Genomic DNA, 19634 nt, shown 5'->3' on the forward strand with positions numbered 1-19634 from the left:
TACCGTTTTGCCGTTCCCGCCCCTACGCGGACGTGACAGGCCGATGATGGCGACAACCCACGTGTTCACCGGGCTCGCGGCCGTCGCGCCCATCGCATACGTCGTTCCGGAGTTCACGCTCGCGCTCGCGGTCGGCGCGATCATCGGCGGGTTCGTTCCGGATTTCGACCTCGTCCTCGCGCATCGACGGACGCTCCACTTCCCGGTCGCCGGACTCGCGACCGCCGCGCCAGCCGTCGTCTTCGCCGCGGTCACCCCCTCGAGTTCAACCCTCGGACTGGCTGCGTTCGCCGTCACCGCCTGGCTACACGCCGCGAGCGACGCGATCGGCGGCGGCCCGGAGATGGACCCGTGGAACGACCGCACCGACCGGGCCGTGTACGATCACGTCCGCGGCCGATGGATTCGGCCACGACGCTGGATCCGATACGACGGCGCACCAGAGGACGCCGCAATCGCGGTCGCGCTCGCGATTCCGGCACTGGTCGTCTTCGACGGCTGGCTCACCGCCGTCATCGTCGGCGGTGTCGTCGCCTCGCTGGTCTACGCACTCGTTCGACGACGGCTCGTGGCGTGGATGCCCGACTGGCTCGAGTAACGTGTCACTTTCAGACGTAGTATCGTGTATCGACACTCACCCGGCCGTGACTGTCACGTGCCCCGAAGTCGGAACGCTGATACGGCCAGTCACCGAGTATCACAGTATGGTCGACGTTCTCGCCGCCAGAACGACACACCTGATCTTTGCTGCCCTCTGGGCAGGGAGCGTCTGTTTCGTCGCCGCCGTCGTCCTGCCGTTGGCCCGCGACGGTGCGTTCAATACGATCCACCCGCTGGAGGTCGTCTCGAGCAAGCTCACGACGATTTCCCGAGCGAGTTCGCTCGTCCTGTTTCTCTCCGGAAGTCACCTGGCTGGCACCACCTACACGGCCGAGAGCCTCTTCGGGTCACTCAACGGCCGATTGGTACTGCTCATGGTCGCGCTCTGGCTGGCGCTGACCGCACTCGTCGAAATTGGTGCGAAACGATTCGAGACTGGACTCACCGGGAAGAAGATACGCGAACCGGCCCGGGAAGCCCTTCCGGTTTTCCGGGCGGCAGCGCTCGCGGCGATCGCGTTGCTCGTCGTTGCGGGCCTGCTGTCGGCCAACGTCGGACGCCTCCTCTGAGCAGCCGACCGACGACGTTTTTCGGACGCGAACGTATTAGAAATGAACATTCTTGCGAAAGATACTTAGTCAGTTGCTGTAAGGTAGTGGCTAATGATCAGGGGTAAAGATATGGCCATCTCGCTCCTCGCGGTAGGAACTGCTGCCGTGGCCGGCTACATCCTCCGTTCGGAGCGCTCACGGTCCCGAATATCGCGGTCGAAAGCCGACCTCGGGGCACGTCTGGTCGGACCGGAGGACGTGCCGGACGACGCGACGGTGGTCGACGCGACCGCCGAGCGTCTCGGCGAGATTCCCGGTGCGCGACGTGCCCTCGACCGGGCCGTTCGCAACGGCGCGCGCGATGAATGGGAACACATCATGCTCGAGCAGGACGGGGCGTGGTCGGTCGTCGACCGCGTCAGAGAGTCGCTGCCCTACTACGAGGACGACGGCGGTGCGTACAACGGGGTGTACGTCAGGTACAACAATCGAATCGTGGTACTCGATGCGATCGGCTGGGCGCGTCTCGAAGAACCAATTCGGTGAACGCACGCCACGGTAGCCACCCGTCCCGGGTGAAATAGCCAAAACAGTAACCCCTGATTGCTTCCTCCATCGCTCTTGCGTAGCACATTGTTGATTTCATAGAGTCGCTTGAATAGCGTGTTTGAGTGCGTCTCGTCCCGGTTTTCGATATAATTCTCGGCGGAGTTGGAACGCTCTGAGATATTGTGTTAGCTTATCTTTCGAGATACCTCGATGTGGCGAGAGCCACCGTCGTGTCAGCGACGCGTGGCTCTCGCAGGTATTGACGTGGATCTCGTCGTCGGCGTATTCACCGTCACCGTGGACGACGTATTCACGAGTGAATGCGTCGTCCTCTTCGAGTGGCTCGTACGCTCGAAAGCCGTCAGTAAAGACGGTCAGCGACTCCTCTTGGCCGACCGCCAAGAGGAGTCGAATCGTCGATTCGTCAGCGGCTTTCGCTGGGATCACGTACCGCTGCCCAGTCCCGCGATCAGCGAGGATGAACACGGGTGGCTTGTCGCCATCGGGTGGCTTGTCGCCATCATACGTTCCGCGCCCACGCGTGGAGAGGCCACGCGAGCGCGACTCTTGGTCGCGCTCGCGGCCTTTCTTCCCGGCAGATACGTACACTTCGTCGATTTCGACCGGCCCGACGAGATCGAGGGAAGGCGCATCGAGCGCTCTGGCGAAGCGCTCGATGCGCCGGTGGATCGTCTTGTGTGTCACCTCGATTTCGCACTGTAGCTGCCGGAGACTCGTGTTAAACCGGAGAAACGCGTAGATCGAGAACAACCACCGGCGGAGCGCAATCTTCGAGTGAGCGAAAATCGTGCCCGTTTTATCGTTGAATGTGCGGTCGCAATCCTTACAGAGATACCGCTGAAAGTGCCCATAGCTGCCGTTTCTGACCGTGAGGTCAGAACGGCAGCGAAGACAGGTAACACCGTTACGCCAGCGAACCTGTTGGAGCAGGTCCGCTGCGACCGATTCCGACCCAAACACATCTAGCGGAATCATCCGTGTCGGGCACCGCTAACGCGGTGCCCTTGTCCTCTTCGACTTTGCAGCGACAGTTCAGCAGTATCAACAATCACCTACGGAAGAGCGTCCTCCATTTGGCCGACAGTGACTGATCAGGTGAGTCCGTCGTCCTCGTCGGCGGTAAGCAAACACCATCGTGGGACCTCGACGTCGCGTTCGACGTCGTCCAACTTCGAGACCGGGTAGCGATCATAGACTGCGTCGAGACGACCGACGTCAGTTGCGTCGTCGTCGACGGAAAGGAGGCCGACCGACTCGAGACGGTCGCGTCCATCTTCGACAATCGGATCGGCGCCAGTCAGACGCGGGACGAACCGGAGGAGCGACCGACGGACGAACCGAAGGTCGAACCAAAAGAACCATCGAATCCGGACGATCGGGACGGCGAACTCGAACTGGTCGACGGCGCCGTGACCGCCGGAGCCAACATCGGCGAAGCCACCATCGGCGAAGCCACAGTCTCGACGGGAGACGCTCGTTGGGCCTGAGCGGACTCGGGCTGGGCTCATCGTCGACAAGCTCCTCGACAACGCGGTCACACACGCGATACCGGACCCGACCGTCGAAATTTCGGCCACGTGCGAGGACGACCGGGTCCGGATCGCGTTCGCCGACGACGGACCCGGCATTCCGCCCGGCGAAATCGACGTCGGAATCGGTGAAAGCGATATTATCGAGTTCACACAGCAGCGGACTCAGGCTCTGACTGGGCCGCTGGATGATCGACAGCTACGGCGGCCACGTTTCGTTTATCAGCGGACAAGGCGAATACCCCGAGGCTTGACCTCGAGGATGAAGCCGACAACTCGTGATACAAACCACTAAGTGAACACATTACTTATCAAGAGTCAGCGATGGAACATAGTCACCGCTACCACGCTTACCCGACACAGGAGGTAGCGGAGCAACTGGAACACCATCTCGACGTTCATCGCCAACTCTACAACCACGTCAAATGGGACTACGAGAACAGTCCTGAAGATGACAAGCCGAGTGAGTACGGCCAGAACAACAAACTCCCCGAATGGAAACGCAAGTGGCCGCTGTTCGGAGAAATGCACTCGAAAGCCGCCCAAGCCACCGTCGCTCGCTTCCATCGGAACCTCTCGAACCTTCGCAAGAAGAAAGAGAAGGGATACAAAGTCGGTCAGCTCACACGGCAAGCACCCAGCGATTACCGAAGTGTGACGTACAACCAGTCCGGCTTCGACCTTGATGAAAAGAGGGGCCGCGACAGGTTCGCTTACGTCCGCTTCAGCAAAATCGGCTGGGTCAAAATCCGCTACCATCGCCCGATTCCTGACCGTGCTTCCATCAAGGAAGTTACATTCAAGAAAGAGACGACCGGTGAGTGGTTCGTCTCCTTCGGATTGGAAACCGACGATACTGACCTTCCCGAGAAACCCGGCGTGAACTCGCTCGATGCGAGCAACAGCGTCGGAGTTGACCTTGGCATCCTCAACTACATCCACACGAGCGATGGGAAGACCGTGGAATGGCTCAACCTCGAAGACGAATACGACCGACTCCGCCGCGAACAACGCGAACTCTCGCGGAAGGAGAAGGGGTCAAACAACTACGAGAAACAACGGAAGAAGGTCGCCAAGGTCAAGCGTCACATTCGTCGGAAGGTGCTGGACTACCAGCGCAAGATAACGACGTGGCTCGTCACGGAGTACGATGCCGTGTTCGTGGAAGACCTCAACGTGGCTGGGATGCTTCAGGGCAATGGGAACGCTCGGAACAAGCAGGATGCGGCGTGGAGACAGTTCATCACACTCCTCGAATACAAGGCCGACCTGTACGGCTGTCACGTCAAGCAGGTTGAAGCGCGAGGCACTACTAAAGAGTGTGCATCGTGCGGTGTGGAAACAGCGAAACCCATCTGGGTCAGAGAACACTCCTGTCCCTCGTGCGGATTCGAGACGGACAGAGACGCGAATGCGGCGATGAACGTCCTACAACGCGGCTTTTCTGAACTAGGGCTGGGATGGCCCGAATCAACGCCCGTGGAGACTGTGACCGCTACGGACACCGCTGATTTCCAGCGCGTGTCTGCAAGTCACGTCGTAGAAACGGGAAGCCTCGGGGCGTGACCCCGAGGCGATTCACTCAGTCGGACATGGATGGCAACCGGGTCGAGGCGGCGCCCCTGGAGCCGGCGGACGAATCGTAGTCCGATCAGACCGGGTCTCGAAAATAGCTCTCCAAGGAGGACCCTGTTCGGTAATTCGCTGACTGATCCAACTCTTTGCTGGCTATCGATTATTCTGTCGATGTAAGTGTGAAAGTGGCCGGTGATGGCGGTTTAAGTGTGCAATCCCAAACGCCCTCACCAGCCGATGTACTAGACGACGTACCTGTCACAAACATCCTTCGGTCGGCAAAGCGCCGCGTCCTTGCGGCGCTTGACCTATCAGTTCTCGATGAGTGGATGGACGACGGGCCGGGTCGAAATCCATGTTATCCTCGCTCACAGATGATGCGTGGGCTACTGTTGTGCACCGCCGAGACGAAGTTCCAGTTCAGAGAACTCAAGGACTGTTTCGATTCGGTTCTCGGGTGTCTCATCTGCGGATTTGCAGATGAGACGCCTGTATTGAGTACGATTTGGGAGTTTTGGAACCGCGTGCAGCCGTTCATCCAACGGCTGTTCGACTATCTCGTTCGGCTTCTCGATGAGATCGGCTTCTACGGCTCCCGGTTCGTGTTCGATTCAACGCATCTGGAGTGCCTACGCACCGACCCCGACGGTGCGTGGGCGTGGGATTCTATCGATCAGCAGTGGGTCTACGGATATGGGTTGCTTGTCGCGGTCGACTGCGCCAGCGGGAAGATCGCTGGCGCAGTCGTTACCCAGCGCAAACAGCATCCAGAAACAGTGACACTCGAGTGTTTTGACCGGCTGAGTGAAAATACGACGGTAACGGAAGTTTTGGGCGATTCGGCGTACGATACGCTCGAATTCCATGAGGAGTGTCTCGATGACGGCACTCTTCCAATCTGTACGTATAACCCGCGGAACACGGCTGAACCGCTGGATATCGTATTCCGAGTAGAGGCGTTGGTAGAAGAATACGATGTCCAGCTCCATCGTGAAGCGCTCGAGGCAGCGTTCGCCGACCGTATCGTCGGCGAACGCTTCTTCAGCGGACTCAAAGAGGATGAGCGAAATCTGACATTCCGTGTTCGTGGCCGTCGCCGCGTCGAAACTCACGTTGGACTTGTCTTGATTGATCGACTTGTCACAGCGCTAGCCAACCGACTCGATGATCCAACTGCTAATCTCCGGAGAACGAAACTGTGGTGATTACCGAACAGGGTCCTCCGACGAGAGCTATCCGGCCAGCCGCCACGAATCGCAACCACTACCACATCAGCCGGCCGACCCCTACCCATGCAACTGGGGCTGATCGGACTCGGACGCATGGGACAGATCGTCGTCGAGCGAACGCTCGCGGCGGACCACGACGTCGTCGCCTTCGACCTAGACGAGGACGCGGTCTCGAGAGCCGCCGATGCCGGTGCCGAGCCGGCCAATTCGCTCGAGGATTTCGTCGGACGGCTCGATACGGAAAAACGCATCTGGGTGATGGTCCCCGCTGGCGACGCGGTCGACGTAATCCTCGAGGAACTCGAGCTCCACCTGAACGGCGACGACATCGTCGTCGACGGCGGTAATTCGTTCTTCGAGGACTCCGTGCGCCGCGCCGAGTCCTGCTCCGCAGCCTACCTCGACTGTGGCACCTCCGGCGGCCCGGCCGGCGCCGAACTGGGATTTTCGCTGATGGTCGGCGGCTCCCAGTGGGCCTACGACGAACTCGAGCCCGTTTTCGACGCCGTCGCGACCGGTCCCGACGGCCACGAGCGAATGGGTGCCGCCGGCGCCGGTCACTACGTCAAAATGATTCACAACGGCGTCGAGTACGCGCTGATGCAGGCCTACGGCGAGGGATTCGAGTTGCTTCACGAGGGACGGTACGACCTCGACCTCGAGAACGTGGCGTCGGTCTGGAACAACGGTGCGGTGATTCGATCCTGGCTACTCGAGCTCTGCGAGGAGGCCTTCCGCGAGGAAGGGACCGATCTCGGAACCGTCGCGGACCGCATCGAGGGCGGTTCGACCGGCACCTGGACCGTCCGTGAAGGCCTCGAACAGGAGGTTCCCCTGCCGCTGATCTACACGGCGCTGTCCGAACGCTTCGGGTCGCGGGCCGACGACGGTCGATTCGCACGACGGCTCGCGAACCGGCTCCGGTACGGCTTCGGTCGTCACGACGTCCCCCGACGAGAGTAAGCGAGACGAGGGCCTGTCCGTCGCTCGAGTACGGTCCCGTCCGTCCCGCAACGATCGGCCTCGAGGATAGCTGCGGGCCAGTATCGGCATCGAAGTCTCGAAACGGAATTCACCGTCGTGCTCGAAGTGCGGGTGCCCTCCCAACCAATCGCTCCTACACACGGCAATTGTTCACACAGTTCATTCTACGTGCCGGAATCGTTGCCAAACACGATATTATAATAGTAATTATAATTTTTATGGATAGTTGTTCGCACTGCGTTATGGATTTAGGTCACACACGACGCGACATTTTGAAAATATCTGCGGCCGGCACGGTCCTCGGTGCGGGACTCGTCGGGAACACCGCGAGCGCGATGGCAGCAGGAGCCCCGTTCGGTGACGGTGTCAACCTGCAGCCGTCGTACTTCTGCGGCGGCACCGGTCAGGACATCGGCTGGGACCTGATGGAGCAGTATCCAGCCGTTCAGACCGTCCGGATCGAAATCGAGCCGTTTTCGTTCGGCGACGTCGATACGACGGTCGAGGACGCCAGACGCTGGATCGACGAGGCCGCCGAAAACGGGTACGAGGTAATCGCCACGTACCACCACGACCCGGACAACGGGTCCGCGAACCCATCGGCATTGCAACGGGCGGCGGACTTCTGGGTCGATCACTATGGTACCCTCTCGCAGAACTCCTCGTTCGCGATCAACCTGATGAACGAGTGGGGCGATCACAGCGTCTCCGCGAGCGCGTACGCGTCGGCGTACACCGACGCCATCGGTACCGTTCGCACCGACACGAGCTACACCGGGCCGCTCGTCTGTGATGCCCCCGGGTGGGGCCAGGGAACACATCGACTCGCACGCGCCGTCGAACACATCGACGACGGCGATCTCATCCTCTCCGCGCACGTTTATCCGAGCGGATACAACGCGACGACCGGAGAATCGCTCCAGCCGATCCATCTGGACGTCATGGACGAGACCGACTACCCCTGCATGATCGGCGAGTTCGGCACCGACGCGGGGACTGCCGGTGCCGACTGGTCGGCTATCGTCGACCATGCCAAGGCGCTCGGCTGGCCGGTCATCGCCTGGGCATGGAACGGCGACGGCACGGCGGAGAGGATGAACATGGCCGATCCATACTGGGGCGACGCGTGTCACGGGCCCTACTCCGAGTCGTCGTACTTCGCCGTCGTCTACGACAAACTCGGCGACGGCAGTGGCAGCGGCGAGATCGGCGGGAGCGTCGAGCCGACGGCCACGATCACCCCTGGCGCGACCGACCCGTCGGTCGGCGAGACGATGTCCTTCGATGCCAGCGGCTCGAGCGACGGTGACGGCACGGTCGAGCGCTACGAGTGGACGTTCAGCGACGGGACGACGATGGGCGAACGCGTCGAGCACGCCTTCGACGAACCGGGCGAATACGAGGTCCTGCTGACGGTCACCGATGACGCGGAAGCGGCTGCTAGCGACGCGGTCGCGATCACGGTCTCGGCGGAGTCGGATCCCGGCGTCCCAGCGAATCTCGGGATCGTTGCGACGACAGCGACGGCGATCACGCTCGAGTGGGGCGACGTCGACGGTGTCGATCGCTACGTCGTCTCCGTCGACGGATCTGCGGATCACGAGACGTCCGAGACGTCGACGACGATCGACGGACTCGAGCCGGACACACGCTACGAGATCGCCGTCGTCGATGGGGACGCTAAATCCGTCACGAAGACGATATCCGTCGCGACCGAGAAAGCCGACGGCGTCGACGAGCGGGTGAACGCCGAGATACAACCGAGCACGACGTCGCCATCCGTCGGCGAGCGCGTCGGTTTCAACGCCGTGGAGACGGCTGGAAAGAGCTCCTGGATCACCGAACTCGCGTGGGCCCTCGGCGACGGCACGACGGCGTCGGGCTGGTGGAACGCCCACACGTACGACTCGCCGGGCACGTACACCGTCGCGCTGACCGCGACCGATAACGAGGGAATCGCCACGACCCACGAGATCGGTATCAGCGTCAGGGCCGACGGGACCGTCGGTGACGATAGAACGGACGGGAGGAGCCGAGACGATGGTGCCACCGATGACGATGGGTCCGACAGCGGCGATGCAGCCGACGAATACGGCAGGTCTACCGGAAACGGCGAATCAACTGACGGACTGAACGCCGAGGTTCGACCGAGTACGACGTCGCCATCCGTCGGCGAGCGCGTCGGTTTCAACGTCGTGGACACGACCGATCGCAACGCCTGGATAACCGCACTGCGGTGGGATCTCGGCGACGGCACGACGGCGTCAGGCTGGTACATCGCCTACGCCTACGACTCGCCGGGTACGTACACCGTCGCGCTGACCGCAACTGACAGTGAGGGGACCACCACGACCCACGAAATAAAGATCAGCGTGTTACGATACCGACGTCGTCGGCCCGCGTTCCCGTCCGACCGTCCGATAGAGCGAGAGAATCACCACGTATGACCCTCCCGTACTGAACGGTTCCAGTGACCACAAATGTTCGATACTATTCGAGGAGCCGACCGAAAATCACGGGGTTTCGGCCGACGGCTCGGGCGACGGGCTGAACGGAACCGGCTCAGAGACGGGACGAATCGCCGTCGGACAGGGTCGCCGGCCGATCGAGACCCGCCATCTCTGGTGGGGATACAATCGCAATGTGTGGGCCGTTGACTACAGTTTTCGCTTGCTTATAATTGGGACGCTCACGACTGTGAGAGGGTCTTTTTACGTGAGCATGTGACGTATTAGATAAGTGTCCGGGGTTGGAACCGGCCACAGTGTCGTCAGAGCCCGAGTTTCAGAAGGACTCTTGTGGGGTTGAGACGGTACGAAGGAACCGAATACGTCGAGCGACCTCGAGGTTCCAGAGAGCCCGCTGGAAGGGTAAAAGAATTAGAATGTAAGGGAGGGGACGGTCGTTGCCAGTATCGGGATTCATCCTCGCGTGATTTGCCAGTGCTCGTTGACCGCCCCGAAGTCCGTCGACGTGCACCCTCGAATCATATCGTCACTGGCGAGGTTGAGAGCAGCGCCGTACTTGTCGTACTCGGCGAACGGACCCCTCCAGGGATCGACGTCGATCACGACCGTCTCTCGAGCCACTCGGTAGAGAACCTCCAACCTGAATGCCTCTTTGTCTAGTTCAAAAAATGACGCTGGAGTTCCGCAGGCTGTCCTAGCGAGCGAACTGCCCCCTGCTTCGTTCTCTGAGGGGCCCTGCTGACCTGGAGCAGTCTGTGATCACATACAGCAGTAGTGTCAAAAGTATTATTCCCATCAGGGGTACGATCAAATCACGTCACTCCGCGGTGACGTAGGTGAGGAAGACCAGCGCAACGGTCTGGATCGCGCGGAGGACGGCTACGGACTGCTGGACGCCTAGGGAATCGGCATAGAGCATCCCGCTGCTGAAAAAGAAGTAAATGGCGAGGACATTTTCCAGGAGCATCGCAACGCCAAACACGGCCAGTCCTGCAGTCATCTTGGACCCGAACGTTCGGTAGTTGCGCGTCCAGATGACCGTTACTACCGTCAAGAGGAGAACGTTCACCCCCGAGAGGACGGTCGCTCCCAGCATCCAGGGGCCCATCGTACCCGCCATTCACATCGCCTCCAGAACGGTTTCGAACTCCTCGCGGTGGTATTCGAACTGATCGGTCAGGAAGTACAACCTCCCGTACTCGTCGCCGCCGGATTCGATAACATCATGTTTCTGTAGCATATCGAGGTGGTGTCGCACTGTATTGTAATCTACGTCGAGGCACTCCGCGAGCTGATTGGCGTTCCGGGGTCGGTCGTCGAGAGCGGCGATGATGCGCGCACGGTTCTCGCCACCACGTGTACCAACTAGGAGGTACCAGAGTGCCTTCTCCATCCATACGTGCTCTTGTTTCAGGGGATTATGAGTCCAGTGGTCATCCGCTTACTGTCTTCGTGACCCAACCAGTCGCCCCACTCGGGAATGCGTCCGATCGCTCTTCGGGCTGGCGGTTCCCCTCGCCGTCGATCGCTCGCACCACGACCTCGTGACTGCCGTCGGGTTGGAACTCGTAGCGCCACTGTCGCCACACGTCGATTCCAGGGAGTGGCTCCGAGAGTTCCGCATCTTGCCAGGTGCCACCCCCGTCCGTCGAGACTTCAACGCGCTCGATGCCACGCGTCCCGGCGTAGGCGTGGCCGGCCACCTCGAGGGCCCCGTTGTCAAGAACGGTGTCACTCCAGAGTTTGGCGACGGTGTTCACCGGCCCGGTGCCGTGCCAACCGCGCTGTTCCCAGTAACCATTCATTTCCTCGTCCAGGAGTTCGATTTCGGTGAGCCACTTGACGTTCGTCTCACCCCAGTGTCCGGGGATGAGCACGCGCACCGGATGGCCGTGGGACTGGGGGAGCGACCGACCGTTCATGCCCCACGCGAGAAAGCCGTCTTCGAGCGCCTCGATCGGGAACTGGACGAAGTATCCGTCCTCCGCACGGAGCATCGCACATCCACACTCCCCCTCGGGATCGACCGCCTTGAGGAGCGGCTCGATCGGCGTTCCGGTCCAGACAGCTGTGTCCAGTTTCTTCCCGTTCAGGTCCTCGCCGACACACCGGAGCGTCACGAACCGGTGCTCGGTCTGCATGTCCGTCAGTTCGTCGAACGTGACAGTTACGTCGTCACCGACTTCTCCGGTAATCGTCATCGACCAGTCCCCGGGCGAGAGCTCCGGGTCGAACACCGTGATATCGACGTTGTAGAACTCCTCGATCGTGCTCACGAGTCCCGGAACGTCGCCACGGATGTCGAGTGACTTCACTTCGGCCTCCTGCAGCAGCGTGGCTACCCCGTCGTCCGTTATCTCGCTTCCGCCGCCGGCGGTGTCATCAGCCGTCAATCGACGGAGGCCGATAGCCGTGCCGATGAAGGCCAACGCGCTCACGCTCGAGATGAGCGCACGCCGTCGCGATGGGTCGTGGTCGCGAGCGGCGACCGGCGTGGTGCCGACGGCGGTAAACGCCGCAACGGGCACGGCAGCACCGGCTGCGAGCAGTGGCTCCGCCGTAAGCGAGGCGGTCAGACCCCACGCTAAGAGGCCGGCCAGACCGCTCCCGATCACAGGTCTATCGAATCGCTGGGCGACGGAGAGCCCGACGATCGCAGTGCCCGACAGCAATCCGGCCGCGATGACGAACGATAGTGCGATGTGCAGCAGATGCCCCTGTTCGCCGACATTCTCGATCATCCAGGCGACGATCGGTCCCGGCGTGGCCCGAACGACGAGGTCGTCGATGGGCGCGACGAGAAACTCCGGAGAGTAGCCCGCCACCGCGTAGGACCCTGCGACGCCGGTGCTGCCCGCGAGCGTCGCGAACCCGACCGCGTCGCGGGAGGGAGAGCGGGAGTCAGCCATAGGTACGTCCCTCGCTCATCGTGTCACTCCATCCCCACGGAGACGACTGGGCAGTTGACGGTGGCGGTGTCGGTGGCGAGCACGGTCGCCGAGGTGGCCGACTCGAGGTCCGAGACGTCCTCGAAGTCGGCGTTGTCGTAGACGGTGACCGACCACAGCGGCGAGTAGCTTTCGTCGCCCGGCAGCGAGGCGACGACGTTGTGCGTCTGGTCGCTCATCTCCTCGGTCATGAACCCCGACTGCGGGCCACCGCCGTCTTCGTCGGGGTTCGTGTTGAAGGAGACGTAGATGGGCGAAACCGGCACCTCGTTGCTGTCGGTCGCCTCCAGTGGCGCCTCCTCGAAGAGGAAGTAACTGACGACCTCCCCCTCGTACCACCCCTCGACCAGTCCCTCGTCCTCGTCGCCTGCGCGTTTGGCGGCCGTGGAGCCCTCGGGGACGACCGGACAGTTCTTGATGCTGTCAGTGTCCGTGGTCTCGAGGTCGTGCTCCATCAGGTCGGCGCCGCTCGTCACCGTGTTGGCCTCGTAGTCGTCGGGGACCGTGACCTCGTGAACGTGCCAGAAGTCGTTGTATCCCTCGTCGCCGGGAATCACGTCGATGACGTTGAGCTGATCCTTGACCGGATCGCCGTTCTCCCGGAAGAACGCGTAGATGGGCGCGGGCGCGGTCGGCTGCACGTCGAAGTTGTAGTACTCGACGGCCGTGCCGTCGGGACCGAGTCCCTGCGTGACGAACGGCCCCTGATCGAAGTCAATAGGTTCGTTGGGGTCCGGCAGGTCGTTCATTTCGTTACGCACCATCAGCGTCCCCGCCTCCTCGCTGAACCGATCGATCTCCGCGCGTGGTGCCTCCGCTGGATCCGTTGTCCGAGTTTCCGTGATCGAATCGTCGTCCATGGATCCATCATCCATCGAGTCGTTGCCGGATGGTTCGTCGCTGTCATCCTCACTACCTGTACATCCAGCGAGTGTGACCACCATTGCGCCACCTGCGAGCTTCAGAACTCGGCGTCGCGTCGTATCGTTGTTGGACATAGCAGTTTATCGCTCGAGAAGAGCGAAAAAATAGATTTTTCAAGAATCGTATAAATTTTCCCCCACTTCAGTTCGAATTCGGTCTAGATTCTGTCTCAGGTTCGTGTGGCTGTGGTTGCTGTCGGCAACATCGTACTATTCTACGGACTCTCCCCACAACTTCGTGACCTCGAATGGCGTGCAAACAGAGTCGCTTGCCGTCCTCTCAAAAGGCGATCAGCGACTATCGTTGATACTTCGATGGCCGTCCTCGATCTCTGTTATTCCGCCTCTTCATCGAGTCGGAACGTCGCACGAACCGGCTCTGGGAGGGGCGGTCGTGGGGCCGTTTCATGCCGCTCAATCTTCTCGGGCTTTCGCGTTTTCTGGTGAACGGCTCTCGCCATTGGGACGCCCTTAAGATAGTTGAAGTCGCCGAGAATGTCGGCACCGTACTCGGTAAAGCCGTAGAATTTCCACGGCAAGCCGCGCTTTTCCTTATTTGGGGGATACTCGTAGATTGCGAGGATGTCCGCTTCTACGAGCACGTCCAGTTGCTCCCCAACGGTCTTTTTCGATTTGCTCGGGATGAAATGGTTTATTTCATCCGCCGATGCGAGGGTCTTCGGGTGCCCTATGAGCGCCTGAATGATGCTGTGTCGAGTTTCCTGTGACAGCAGCGCCATCAGCTCACGCTGCCGCTCCAGGGGGTTTTCCTCGTTATCGGCTTCGGAATGCGCGGAGATGTCAGCCATCGTCGACTGAACGTACGATGGCAGATCACATAAGCACAGGGGATTGACTTCTCTAAGTTAGACCAGTATGGTTATTAGGATATATTTCCATATTGGTTAGCATAGAAGACATACCGGAGAACACCGAGGAACTCACGGATTTCATTCTGAACGACGTTCTCTATGGCCTCGAACTCGACCCGATAGATAGTGAACAGCTCCTCTCGTATATGCGTGAGCGACACGAGCACCTCTTTGGCCCGCATTCGACGTATTTCGTGCTGGGCAGTTACGAATCACCGTTCAAGTATCGTCTCGAGGAGGCGCTTGACGTGTTGAACCACCGGCACGATGCCTATGCGTACCTACTCGTCACGCAACCCGACCTCGATGTGTCGGACGACATTCCGAATCTCAAAGTGAAGTTCTTTCTACACGCTCTCTATGCGGATTCAGTTCCGCTGATTCTTGAACACGACACTGGTGGGGCGGTCGCCGAATTTGGACGTGTTGAGCGCCCGATGCTGCTCGACCGTACGTACCTATTCCCTCGGGCACAGGAGGAACACTACGCTGATGACTCCCTGCTCACGACACAAGACGCGATACTTGCTCGAGCCGTCGAACTGGCATATCGTGCCGATAATCTCGACGAAGAACTCGATGCACTCGCCGAACGCGCTCGTGACCACGGACTGGACATCTCGACACAGGGCCTCGAATCGTATCTAGAGTCCGAACTTGGGGGTCGCACGCCGTCGTATAGCGGCGTGATAACTGATTCCCTCGTCCACCTCGAATCACTGAACCAGTGCTTTTCGTGGACGACGACGGAGGAACTCGACGAACGATTGTCAAACGTTCCGTGAACCGTCTGTACTGAGCGACAAATCGTGATCGCTGCACGCGGTACTGAACGGTGCTGCGGATTGTCCGAGCTGATACGGCCGAACACGCGGTTGACGTGGTCCGCAAAGGCCTGCGTTGTCCGTAGTCTGGTTGTCAGGCTATAGTGATTAGCAGAGATACTCATAGATTTGCGGTGAGTTGAGTGCTGGCAAAGCCATTGAGAGATATTCGTTGACGTCATCGAGTGTTCGAAAGAGGTGGTTGGCTCGGCCCTCACGGAGCTGTCGCCAACAGTTTTCGAGCGGGTTCATTTCCGGCGAATGCGCCGGCAAGAATTCCAGAAGCAGGCCGTCTGCGGCGGCCTGCTTCTTCAGCGTCTTCGCGATGAAGTAGCTCGCATTGTCCAAGACAATGGCGAGCTTCTTGCCGAACTCGTGCTGTATCGCCCGAAGAAAGTGCTTTGCGATTTCAGCGTTGAACCGATTCGACGTCAGAGCAACAAAGCGCTCACGGTCGTCGGTGACTGCTCCGAGCATGTTCACCTTCTCACGAGCGCCCGAGACCGGCAGTCTCGGGCGCGAATTCACCGGGAACCAATCGGGTTTTTGCTCGGTTGCGACTTTCTGCGTGTGTTGGTCGATGGCGACGATTCGATACCCTTCAGCCTTCAGCGTCGGCCACTTTTTTTGAACTCCGCACGCCAGCGTCGCTGTTCTTCTGGGTCAGCCTGGTAGTGAATCGGCCGGGCTGTCTGGACCGACAGCCCGGCCTTTTTCATCAGGCGGTACATGTGCGCGAGAGAATACTTAACGCCGAAGTTCTCGGCGATGTATTCACGGACGAGGGATGGTCTCCAGGCTGGTGCGTCGATGCCAGCTTCTGACGGCGGCGCCTGAAGCGTCGCCGTCAGTTCGTCCCACTGGTCGTCGGTAAGGCGAGGACGGCTCCCGCCACGAGGGAGGTCGCCGAGCGCGACGCCCTCGCGCTCGGCGACAGTGTCGATCCAGTCGTAAACGGTCTGTGCGGGGATCCCAAGGAGACGTTCGATCTCGTATGGAGAAGAGCCATCGGCGTAGAGCAGTGCAACGGTCAGACGTTTGACTGCCTTTGGATCAGTTTCCGTGCGCAGTTGCTGGCGCAACTGCTCCTCATCGACATCAGCCAGCTTCTTTCCCCATCCGGTCATACCCGTCTCTACGCACCGTGAAGATATGAACCAGAGTGCTGATCCCTATAGCGTTTCGGATCAGGTCGTGAACCGTCTCGGTTCATGCAGTGTCGGTCAGACGAAGCGTAATATAATATACGTGATGTGTTCACCCCTACAAGAGTTAATTTGCGTCTACGATAGAGTCTACCATGGAGATCACCGACGTCCGCGCGGTCCCGCTATCACACCCGATTCCGGAGTCGGAGCAGCATCGAACCGATCTCGGCACCAAGGTGAAAAACGACGCGCTGCTGGTGTCCGTCGAGACCGACGAAGAGATCACCGGTATCGGCGAGGCGCTCGCGATTCCGACCAGCGTCCCGACCGCGATAAAAGCGGTCATCGAAGACGACCTGAAGCCGATGTTGATCGGCGAGGACCCGACGTACACCGAACGGCTCTGGGAAAAAATGTACAACGGTCCCCGGTTCGCCCCGGCGATCGACCGGGGCTACTCCCAACCTCGAGCAGATCGGCGCGGAATCACAATGGAAGCGATTGCGGGCGTCGATATCGCGCTGTGGGACGTCAAGGGCAAGGCACTCGGCGAACCGGTTTACGAGCTACTCGGCCCGGTTCGGGACTCGATTCGGGCGTACGCAAGCGGCGGCTGGGCACCCGGTGAGGAGGCCGAAACGGAACTCGGCGAGTACGTCGACCAGGGCTTCGACGCCGTCAAGATGCGCGTCGTCGGCGAGGGAGGATTCTCGATCGAGAAGACGCGCATACGCGTGGAGGCGGCCCGGCGCGGAATCGGCTCCGAGACCGATCTCATGCTCGACGCCCACGGATCGCTCGATGCGCCGACAGCGATCAAACTCGCTCGTCGACTCGAACAGTACGATATCGCGTGGCTCGAGGAACCGGTCTCGCCGGACAATCACGACCGGCTCGCAGAGGTGCGACGCGCGACCGAGATTCCGATCGCCACGGGGGAAGTCGAACACACCCGGTTCGACTTCCACGACCTCTTCGCACACGATGCGGTGGACATCGTTCAACCGGATCTCTGTCGAGCCGGCGGATTCACCGAAGTGCGCCGGATCGCTGCACTGGCATCCGCCGAAGGTGCTCGGATAGCGCCCCACGCGTTCGGTTCCGCGGTCCTCTTCGCTGCGGGCATGCACGCCGCGTTGGCGTTGCCGAACTGCCATCTCCTCGAGGTTCCACAGGGCGATACGACGTTGCTGGACGAACTGTTCGAGGAATCGTTCGACGTTCGGAACGGGACGGTTCACGCGCCGGACCGTCCCGGACTTGGGTTCACGCTGTGCGACGACGTCTGCGACCGCTTCGAGTACATCGAGGGGCCCGAATACGTGTTCTGATACCGTCGGAGCTGACTCCCGTGTACGGACCGGAAGACTGACGCAGCGTGCGAAGATGTGGCCCATCGCTGCGTCGGCCAGTTCGAAATCGAAGCCATCGACGTACTCGCACAGGGAGGGGAACGCGTGCGGACCGCTCGAGGCCGTGTCGCTTCGCTCGGCAGTGACCGCGACGCTGTCGGTGTCGATCAAACGCGCGACGGCTGTCGAAAGTCGTCATCCGTCCGTTCTCCGGGCAGCGTCGCGTCTCGCTCAGACCTCAGCGATCACTTCCATCTCGACGTCGAGTTCTTCGAGGGCGAGCGCCTCGACGGCGAAGAGGCTCCGCGCGGGGTACGGTTCGGTGATGTACTCCTCGTAGACGCGATTGAAGGCCTCGAAGTCGTCCGCGTCGGTCAGAAATACCGTCGCCTTCACGACGTCGTCGAACGAGGCACCTGCCTCCTCGAGGATGGCAGCCACGTTCTCCAGTACCTGTCTCGACTGAGTCTCGATATCGCCCTGGAGTAACTCTCCCTCGAGGGCCCGGTGAACCTGCCCGGAGACGAAGAGGAGATCGTTCGTCTCGATTGCCTGGGAGAGTGGGGCTGTGCTGGGTGCGACTGCGTCGGTATGAATCTGCTCCATGGTACGTCCCTCTCGGAAGCCATCTTATAGCTTCGCGCCGAGGGAGGCTTCCGAAGATCTGTCCAGGGAGCACACCCGAGGGCTCCCGTGACGAACGGCATACTGCCCGCCTTTCGTTCCGCCGGAGGTAGCGGAACCCGTGTCTGCGCCCGTGAAGGTAGTTCGGTCTCGGAAAAACAGAACCCGATGTCGGCCGGGACTGCCCTTCACAACGTCTATGGTTGCAGCTTGAATTGTACCGAGTAGATGCCCCCACGCGAACCGTTCGGTCAGGTCGGCCGACTCCTCGCCGGTATCGTCCTCCTCGCGGCCTTGCTCGGTCTCGTGTACTGGACCGGCGCAACCGGCGTCGAACCACTCGAGAGGGGCTATCCGGACGAAGTCGACGTAACGCAGAACCGCGAGGCCTACGTCGGCGACCGTGTCGCGCTCGGCGGAATCGTCGTCGAGACGGACCCGGTCGTAATCGCGACACAGCGCAGCGGGTACGGCAGATTCACAGTAGTCGGTGCACACGAGACCCTCCAGCATTCGAGCGTCACCCTCGAGACGGGCGATCGCGTGACGGCTTTCGGGACACTCGAGGACGAATCCACGCTCGTCGCGGACCGCACTGTCACCGACAGGCTGCGAGACACCCTGTACATGGTGGTCGTCTCGTTCGTTGCCGGGTGCTGGGTTCTCGGCCGCCTGGTCCGCAGGTGGCGACTCGACGTCGATCGGTTCGCGCTCGTCCCCCGTTCCACGTCGCCGACGGACGGCGGCCGGCGCAATGCTGACCGCAGTGTGGCGCAAGGTGGGACGGCGATAACCGACGGCTCGAGCGAGAGACGCGGGGTGCGATCGAATACAGGCAGATCCCGAGACGGCGGTGATCGGTGATGCCGGATCTCCTCACGCACGTCCTGGTCGGCTACAGCATCGGGACGCTCCTTTCGTTCAGAGACGAGACGATACGACCGGCACAGGTCAGCCTGGTAATGGGTGGCGCGCTATCACCGGATCTGGTGAAAATTCAGCTCTTTTTTCCAGATGAGTTCGTCGAGTACCTCCTGGGCGTCCCATTTTCGTGGTCGCCGCTGCACACCGTCGGTGGCACCGTACTCGTCGTCCTCCTCGGATCGCTTCTGGTCGCTCCCGAATATCGGCGCCAGACGATCGTGCTGATCGCTATCGGCGCTGTCTCTCATCATGCACTCGACGTTATGTTGCTGACGGCGACTGGCGAGTCCTACGCCGTCTTCTTCCCGATCAGTGCCTACCGGCTCCCCTCTCTCGATCTCTACCTCAGTACAGACCGCTGGCCCGCGATCGTTTCGGGGTCGGTCGCCGCCGTTCTGTGGGGAGTGCGCCGGTACGCGCCCGCCGCGTGGTTGCGTCACGTAGAGTAACGGTACCAGTCGGTTTGGCGGCGGCGGTTCGCCGTGGCGTTCCGTCTGCAGTAGCTGTCCGCAG

The 19634-nt window shown here is 60.8% G+C and carries 23 protein-coding genes; 12 read left to right on the forward strand and 11 right to left on the reverse strand.

The features are described from left to right. Positions 1–43 precede the first annotated feature (43 nt). The 3 genes from NJU76_RS05095 (at position 44) to NJU76_RS05105 (ending at position 1697) form a co-directional block, all read left to right on the forward strand. Positions 44–598, forward strand: a complete 555-nt coding sequence (locus tag NJU76_RS05095) for a metal-dependent hydrolase (RefSeq protein ID WP_254531716.1) — start codon at positions 44–46, stop codon at positions 596–598. A 106-nt stretch (positions 599–704) separates the two neighbouring features. Continuing rightward, a complete protein-coding gene (locus NJU76_RS05100; protein ID WP_254531717.1) occupies positions 705–1169 on the forward strand; it encodes a copper resistance protein CopD in 465 nt (154 codons plus the stop codon). 93 nt (positions 1170–1262) lie between these two features. Continuing rightward, the gene (locus NJU76_RS05105; protein WP_254531718.1) at positions 1263–1697 is read left to right on the forward strand and encodes a hypothetical protein; all 435 of its coding nucleotides are present in this window, start codon (positions 1263–1265) and stop codon (positions 1695–1697) included. A gap of 96 nt (positions 1698–1793) precedes the next feature. Here NJU76_RS05105 and NJU76_RS05110 read toward each other — a convergent pair whose 3' ends face one another. Further along, positions 1794–2696 (reverse strand): IS1595 family transposase, encoded by a 903-nt coding sequence (locus NJU76_RS05110; protein ID WP_254531719.1) that lies wholly within the window; start codon positions 2694–2696, stop codon positions 1794–1796. 116 nt (positions 2697–2812) lie between these two features. Beyond that, the gene (locus tag NJU76_RS05115) at positions 2813–3229 is read right to left on the reverse strand and encodes a hypothetical protein (protein ID WP_254531720.1); all 417 of its coding nucleotides are present in this window, start codon (positions 3227–3229) and stop codon (positions 2813–2815) included. Between the two features lie 37 nt (positions 3230–3266). On the opposite strand from NJU76_RS05115, the gene NJU76_RS26975 reads away from it, so the two are divergent. The 5 genes from NJU76_RS26975 (at position 3267) to NJU76_RS05135 (ending at position 9485) form a co-directional block, all read left to right on the forward strand. Further along, positions 3267–3545 (forward strand): hypothetical protein, encoded by a 279-nt coding sequence (locus NJU76_RS26975; RefSeq protein ID WP_425604310.1) that lies wholly within the window; start codon positions 3267–3269, stop codon positions 3543–3545. A 29-nt stretch (positions 3546–3574) separates the two neighbouring features. After that, the gene (locus tag NJU76_RS05120) at positions 3575–4816 is read left to right on the forward strand and encodes an RNA-guided endonuclease InsQ/TnpB family protein (RefSeq protein ID WP_254531721.1); all 1242 of its coding nucleotides are present in this window, start codon (positions 3575–3577) and stop codon (positions 4814–4816) included. A gap of 218 nt (positions 4817–5034) precedes the next feature. Then, positions 5035–6030 (forward strand): transposase, encoded by a 996-nt coding sequence (locus NJU76_RS05125; protein ID WP_254531722.1) that lies wholly within the window; start codon positions 5035–5037, stop codon positions 6028–6030. Positions 6031–6117: 87 nt separating this feature from the next. Then, positions 6118–7017: a phosphogluconate dehydrogenase (NAD(+)-dependent, decarboxylating) gene (gene gnd, locus NJU76_RS05130; protein ID WP_254531723.1), complete on the forward strand. Its 900-nt coding sequence runs from the start codon at positions 6118–6120 to the stop codon at positions 7015–7017. 263 nt (positions 7018–7280) lie between these two features. Continuing rightward, a complete protein-coding gene (locus tag NJU76_RS05135; RefSeq protein WP_254531724.1) occupies positions 7281–9485 on the forward strand; it encodes a PKD domain-containing protein in 2205 nt (734 codons plus the stop codon). Between the two features lie 474 nt (positions 9486–9959). Here the strand turns inward: NJU76_RS05135 and NJU76_RS05140 are convergent, their stop codons facing one another. The 6 genes from NJU76_RS05140 to NJU76_RS05165 form a co-directional block, all read right to left on the reverse strand. After that, on the reverse strand, positions 9960–10145 hold the full coding sequence (locus NJU76_RS05140; protein WP_254531725.1) for a hypothetical protein: 186 nt from the start codon (positions 10143–10145) through the stop codon (positions 9960–9962). Between the two features lie 178 nt (positions 10146–10323). Next, positions 10324–10626 (reverse strand): DUF8036 family membrane protein, encoded by a 303-nt coding sequence (locus NJU76_RS05145; RefSeq protein ID WP_254531726.1) that lies wholly within the window; start codon positions 10624–10626, stop codon positions 10324–10326. Continuing rightward, a complete protein-coding gene (locus NJU76_RS05150) occupies positions 10627–10899 on the reverse strand; it encodes an ArsR/SmtB family transcription factor (RefSeq protein ID WP_254531727.1) in 273 nt (90 codons plus the stop codon). It lies immediately after the preceding gene. A 40-nt stretch (positions 10900–10939) separates the two neighbouring features. Beyond that, on the reverse strand, positions 10940–12415 hold the full coding sequence (locus NJU76_RS05155) for a molybdopterin-dependent oxidoreductase (protein WP_254531728.1): 1476 nt from the start codon (positions 12413–12415) through the stop codon (positions 10940–10942). Between the two features lie 23 nt (positions 12416–12438). Next, positions 12439–13452: a hypothetical protein gene (locus NJU76_RS05160; RefSeq protein ID WP_254531729.1), complete on the reverse strand. Its 1014-nt coding sequence runs from the start codon at positions 13450–13452 to the stop codon at positions 12439–12441. Positions 13453–13712: 260 nt separating this feature from the next. After that, positions 13713–14186, reverse strand: a complete 474-nt coding sequence (locus tag NJU76_RS05165; RefSeq protein WP_254531730.1) for an ArsR family transcriptional regulator — start codon at positions 14184–14186, stop codon at positions 13713–13715. Between the two features lie 92 nt (positions 14187–14278). On the opposite strand from NJU76_RS05165, the gene NJU76_RS05170 reads away from it, so the two are divergent. Then, on the forward strand, positions 14279–15034 hold the full coding sequence (locus tag NJU76_RS05170; protein WP_254531731.1) for a DUF8170 family protein: 756 nt from the start codon (positions 14279–14281) through the stop codon (positions 15032–15034). Positions 15035–15181: 147 nt separating this feature from the next. Here NJU76_RS05170 and NJU76_RS05175 read toward each other — a convergent pair whose 3' ends face one another. Further along, positions 15182–15718: an IS630 family transposase gene (locus NJU76_RS05175; RefSeq protein WP_340681236.1), complete on the reverse strand. Its 537-nt coding sequence runs from the start codon at positions 15716–15718 to the stop codon at positions 15182–15184. Then, positions 15682–16200 (reverse strand): IS630 family transposase, encoded by a 519-nt coding sequence (locus NJU76_RS05180; protein ID WP_254530415.1) that lies wholly within the window; start codon positions 16198–16200, stop codon positions 15682–15684. The genes NJU76_RS05175 and NJU76_RS05180 overlap by 37 nt, the downstream gene beginning before the upstream one ends. 173 nt (positions 16201–16373) lie before the next feature. On the opposite strand from NJU76_RS05180, the gene NJU76_RS05185 reads away from it, so the two are divergent. Continuing rightward, positions 16374–17552: a mandelate racemase/muconate lactonizing enzyme family protein gene (locus NJU76_RS05185; RefSeq protein ID WP_254531732.1), complete on the forward strand. Its 1179-nt coding sequence runs from the start codon at positions 16374–16376 to the stop codon at positions 17550–17552. A 252-nt stretch (positions 17553–17804) separates the two neighbouring features. On the opposite strand, the gene NJU76_RS05190 is transcribed toward NJU76_RS05185, so the two are convergent. After that, positions 17805–18179 carry a RidA family protein gene (locus NJU76_RS05190; RefSeq protein WP_254531733.1) on the reverse strand — a complete coding sequence of 125 codons (375 nt, stop codon included), beginning with the start codon at positions 18177–18179 and terminating at the stop codon, positions 17805–17807. A gap of 246 nt (positions 18180–18425) precedes the next feature. Here NJU76_RS05190 and NJU76_RS05195 point away from each other — a divergent pair, with 246 nt between their 5' ends. Continuing rightward, entirely contained in the window at positions 18426–19061 is a 636-nt protein-coding gene (locus NJU76_RS05195; protein WP_254531734.1) for an OB-like fold-containing membrane protein, read from the forward strand. After that, on the forward strand, positions 19061–19570 hold the full coding sequence (locus NJU76_RS05200) for a metal-dependent hydrolase (protein WP_254531735.1): 510 nt from the start codon (positions 19061–19063) through the stop codon (positions 19568–19570). The genes NJU76_RS05195 and NJU76_RS05200 overlap by 1 nt, the downstream gene beginning before the upstream one ends. Positions 19571–19634 lie beyond the last annotated feature (64 nt).

The organism is Natrinema gelatinilyticum (genome assembly GCF_024266705.1).
Lineage (GTDB): Archaea > Halobacteriota > Halobacteria > Halobacteriales > Natrialbaceae > Natrinema > Natrinema gelatinilyticum.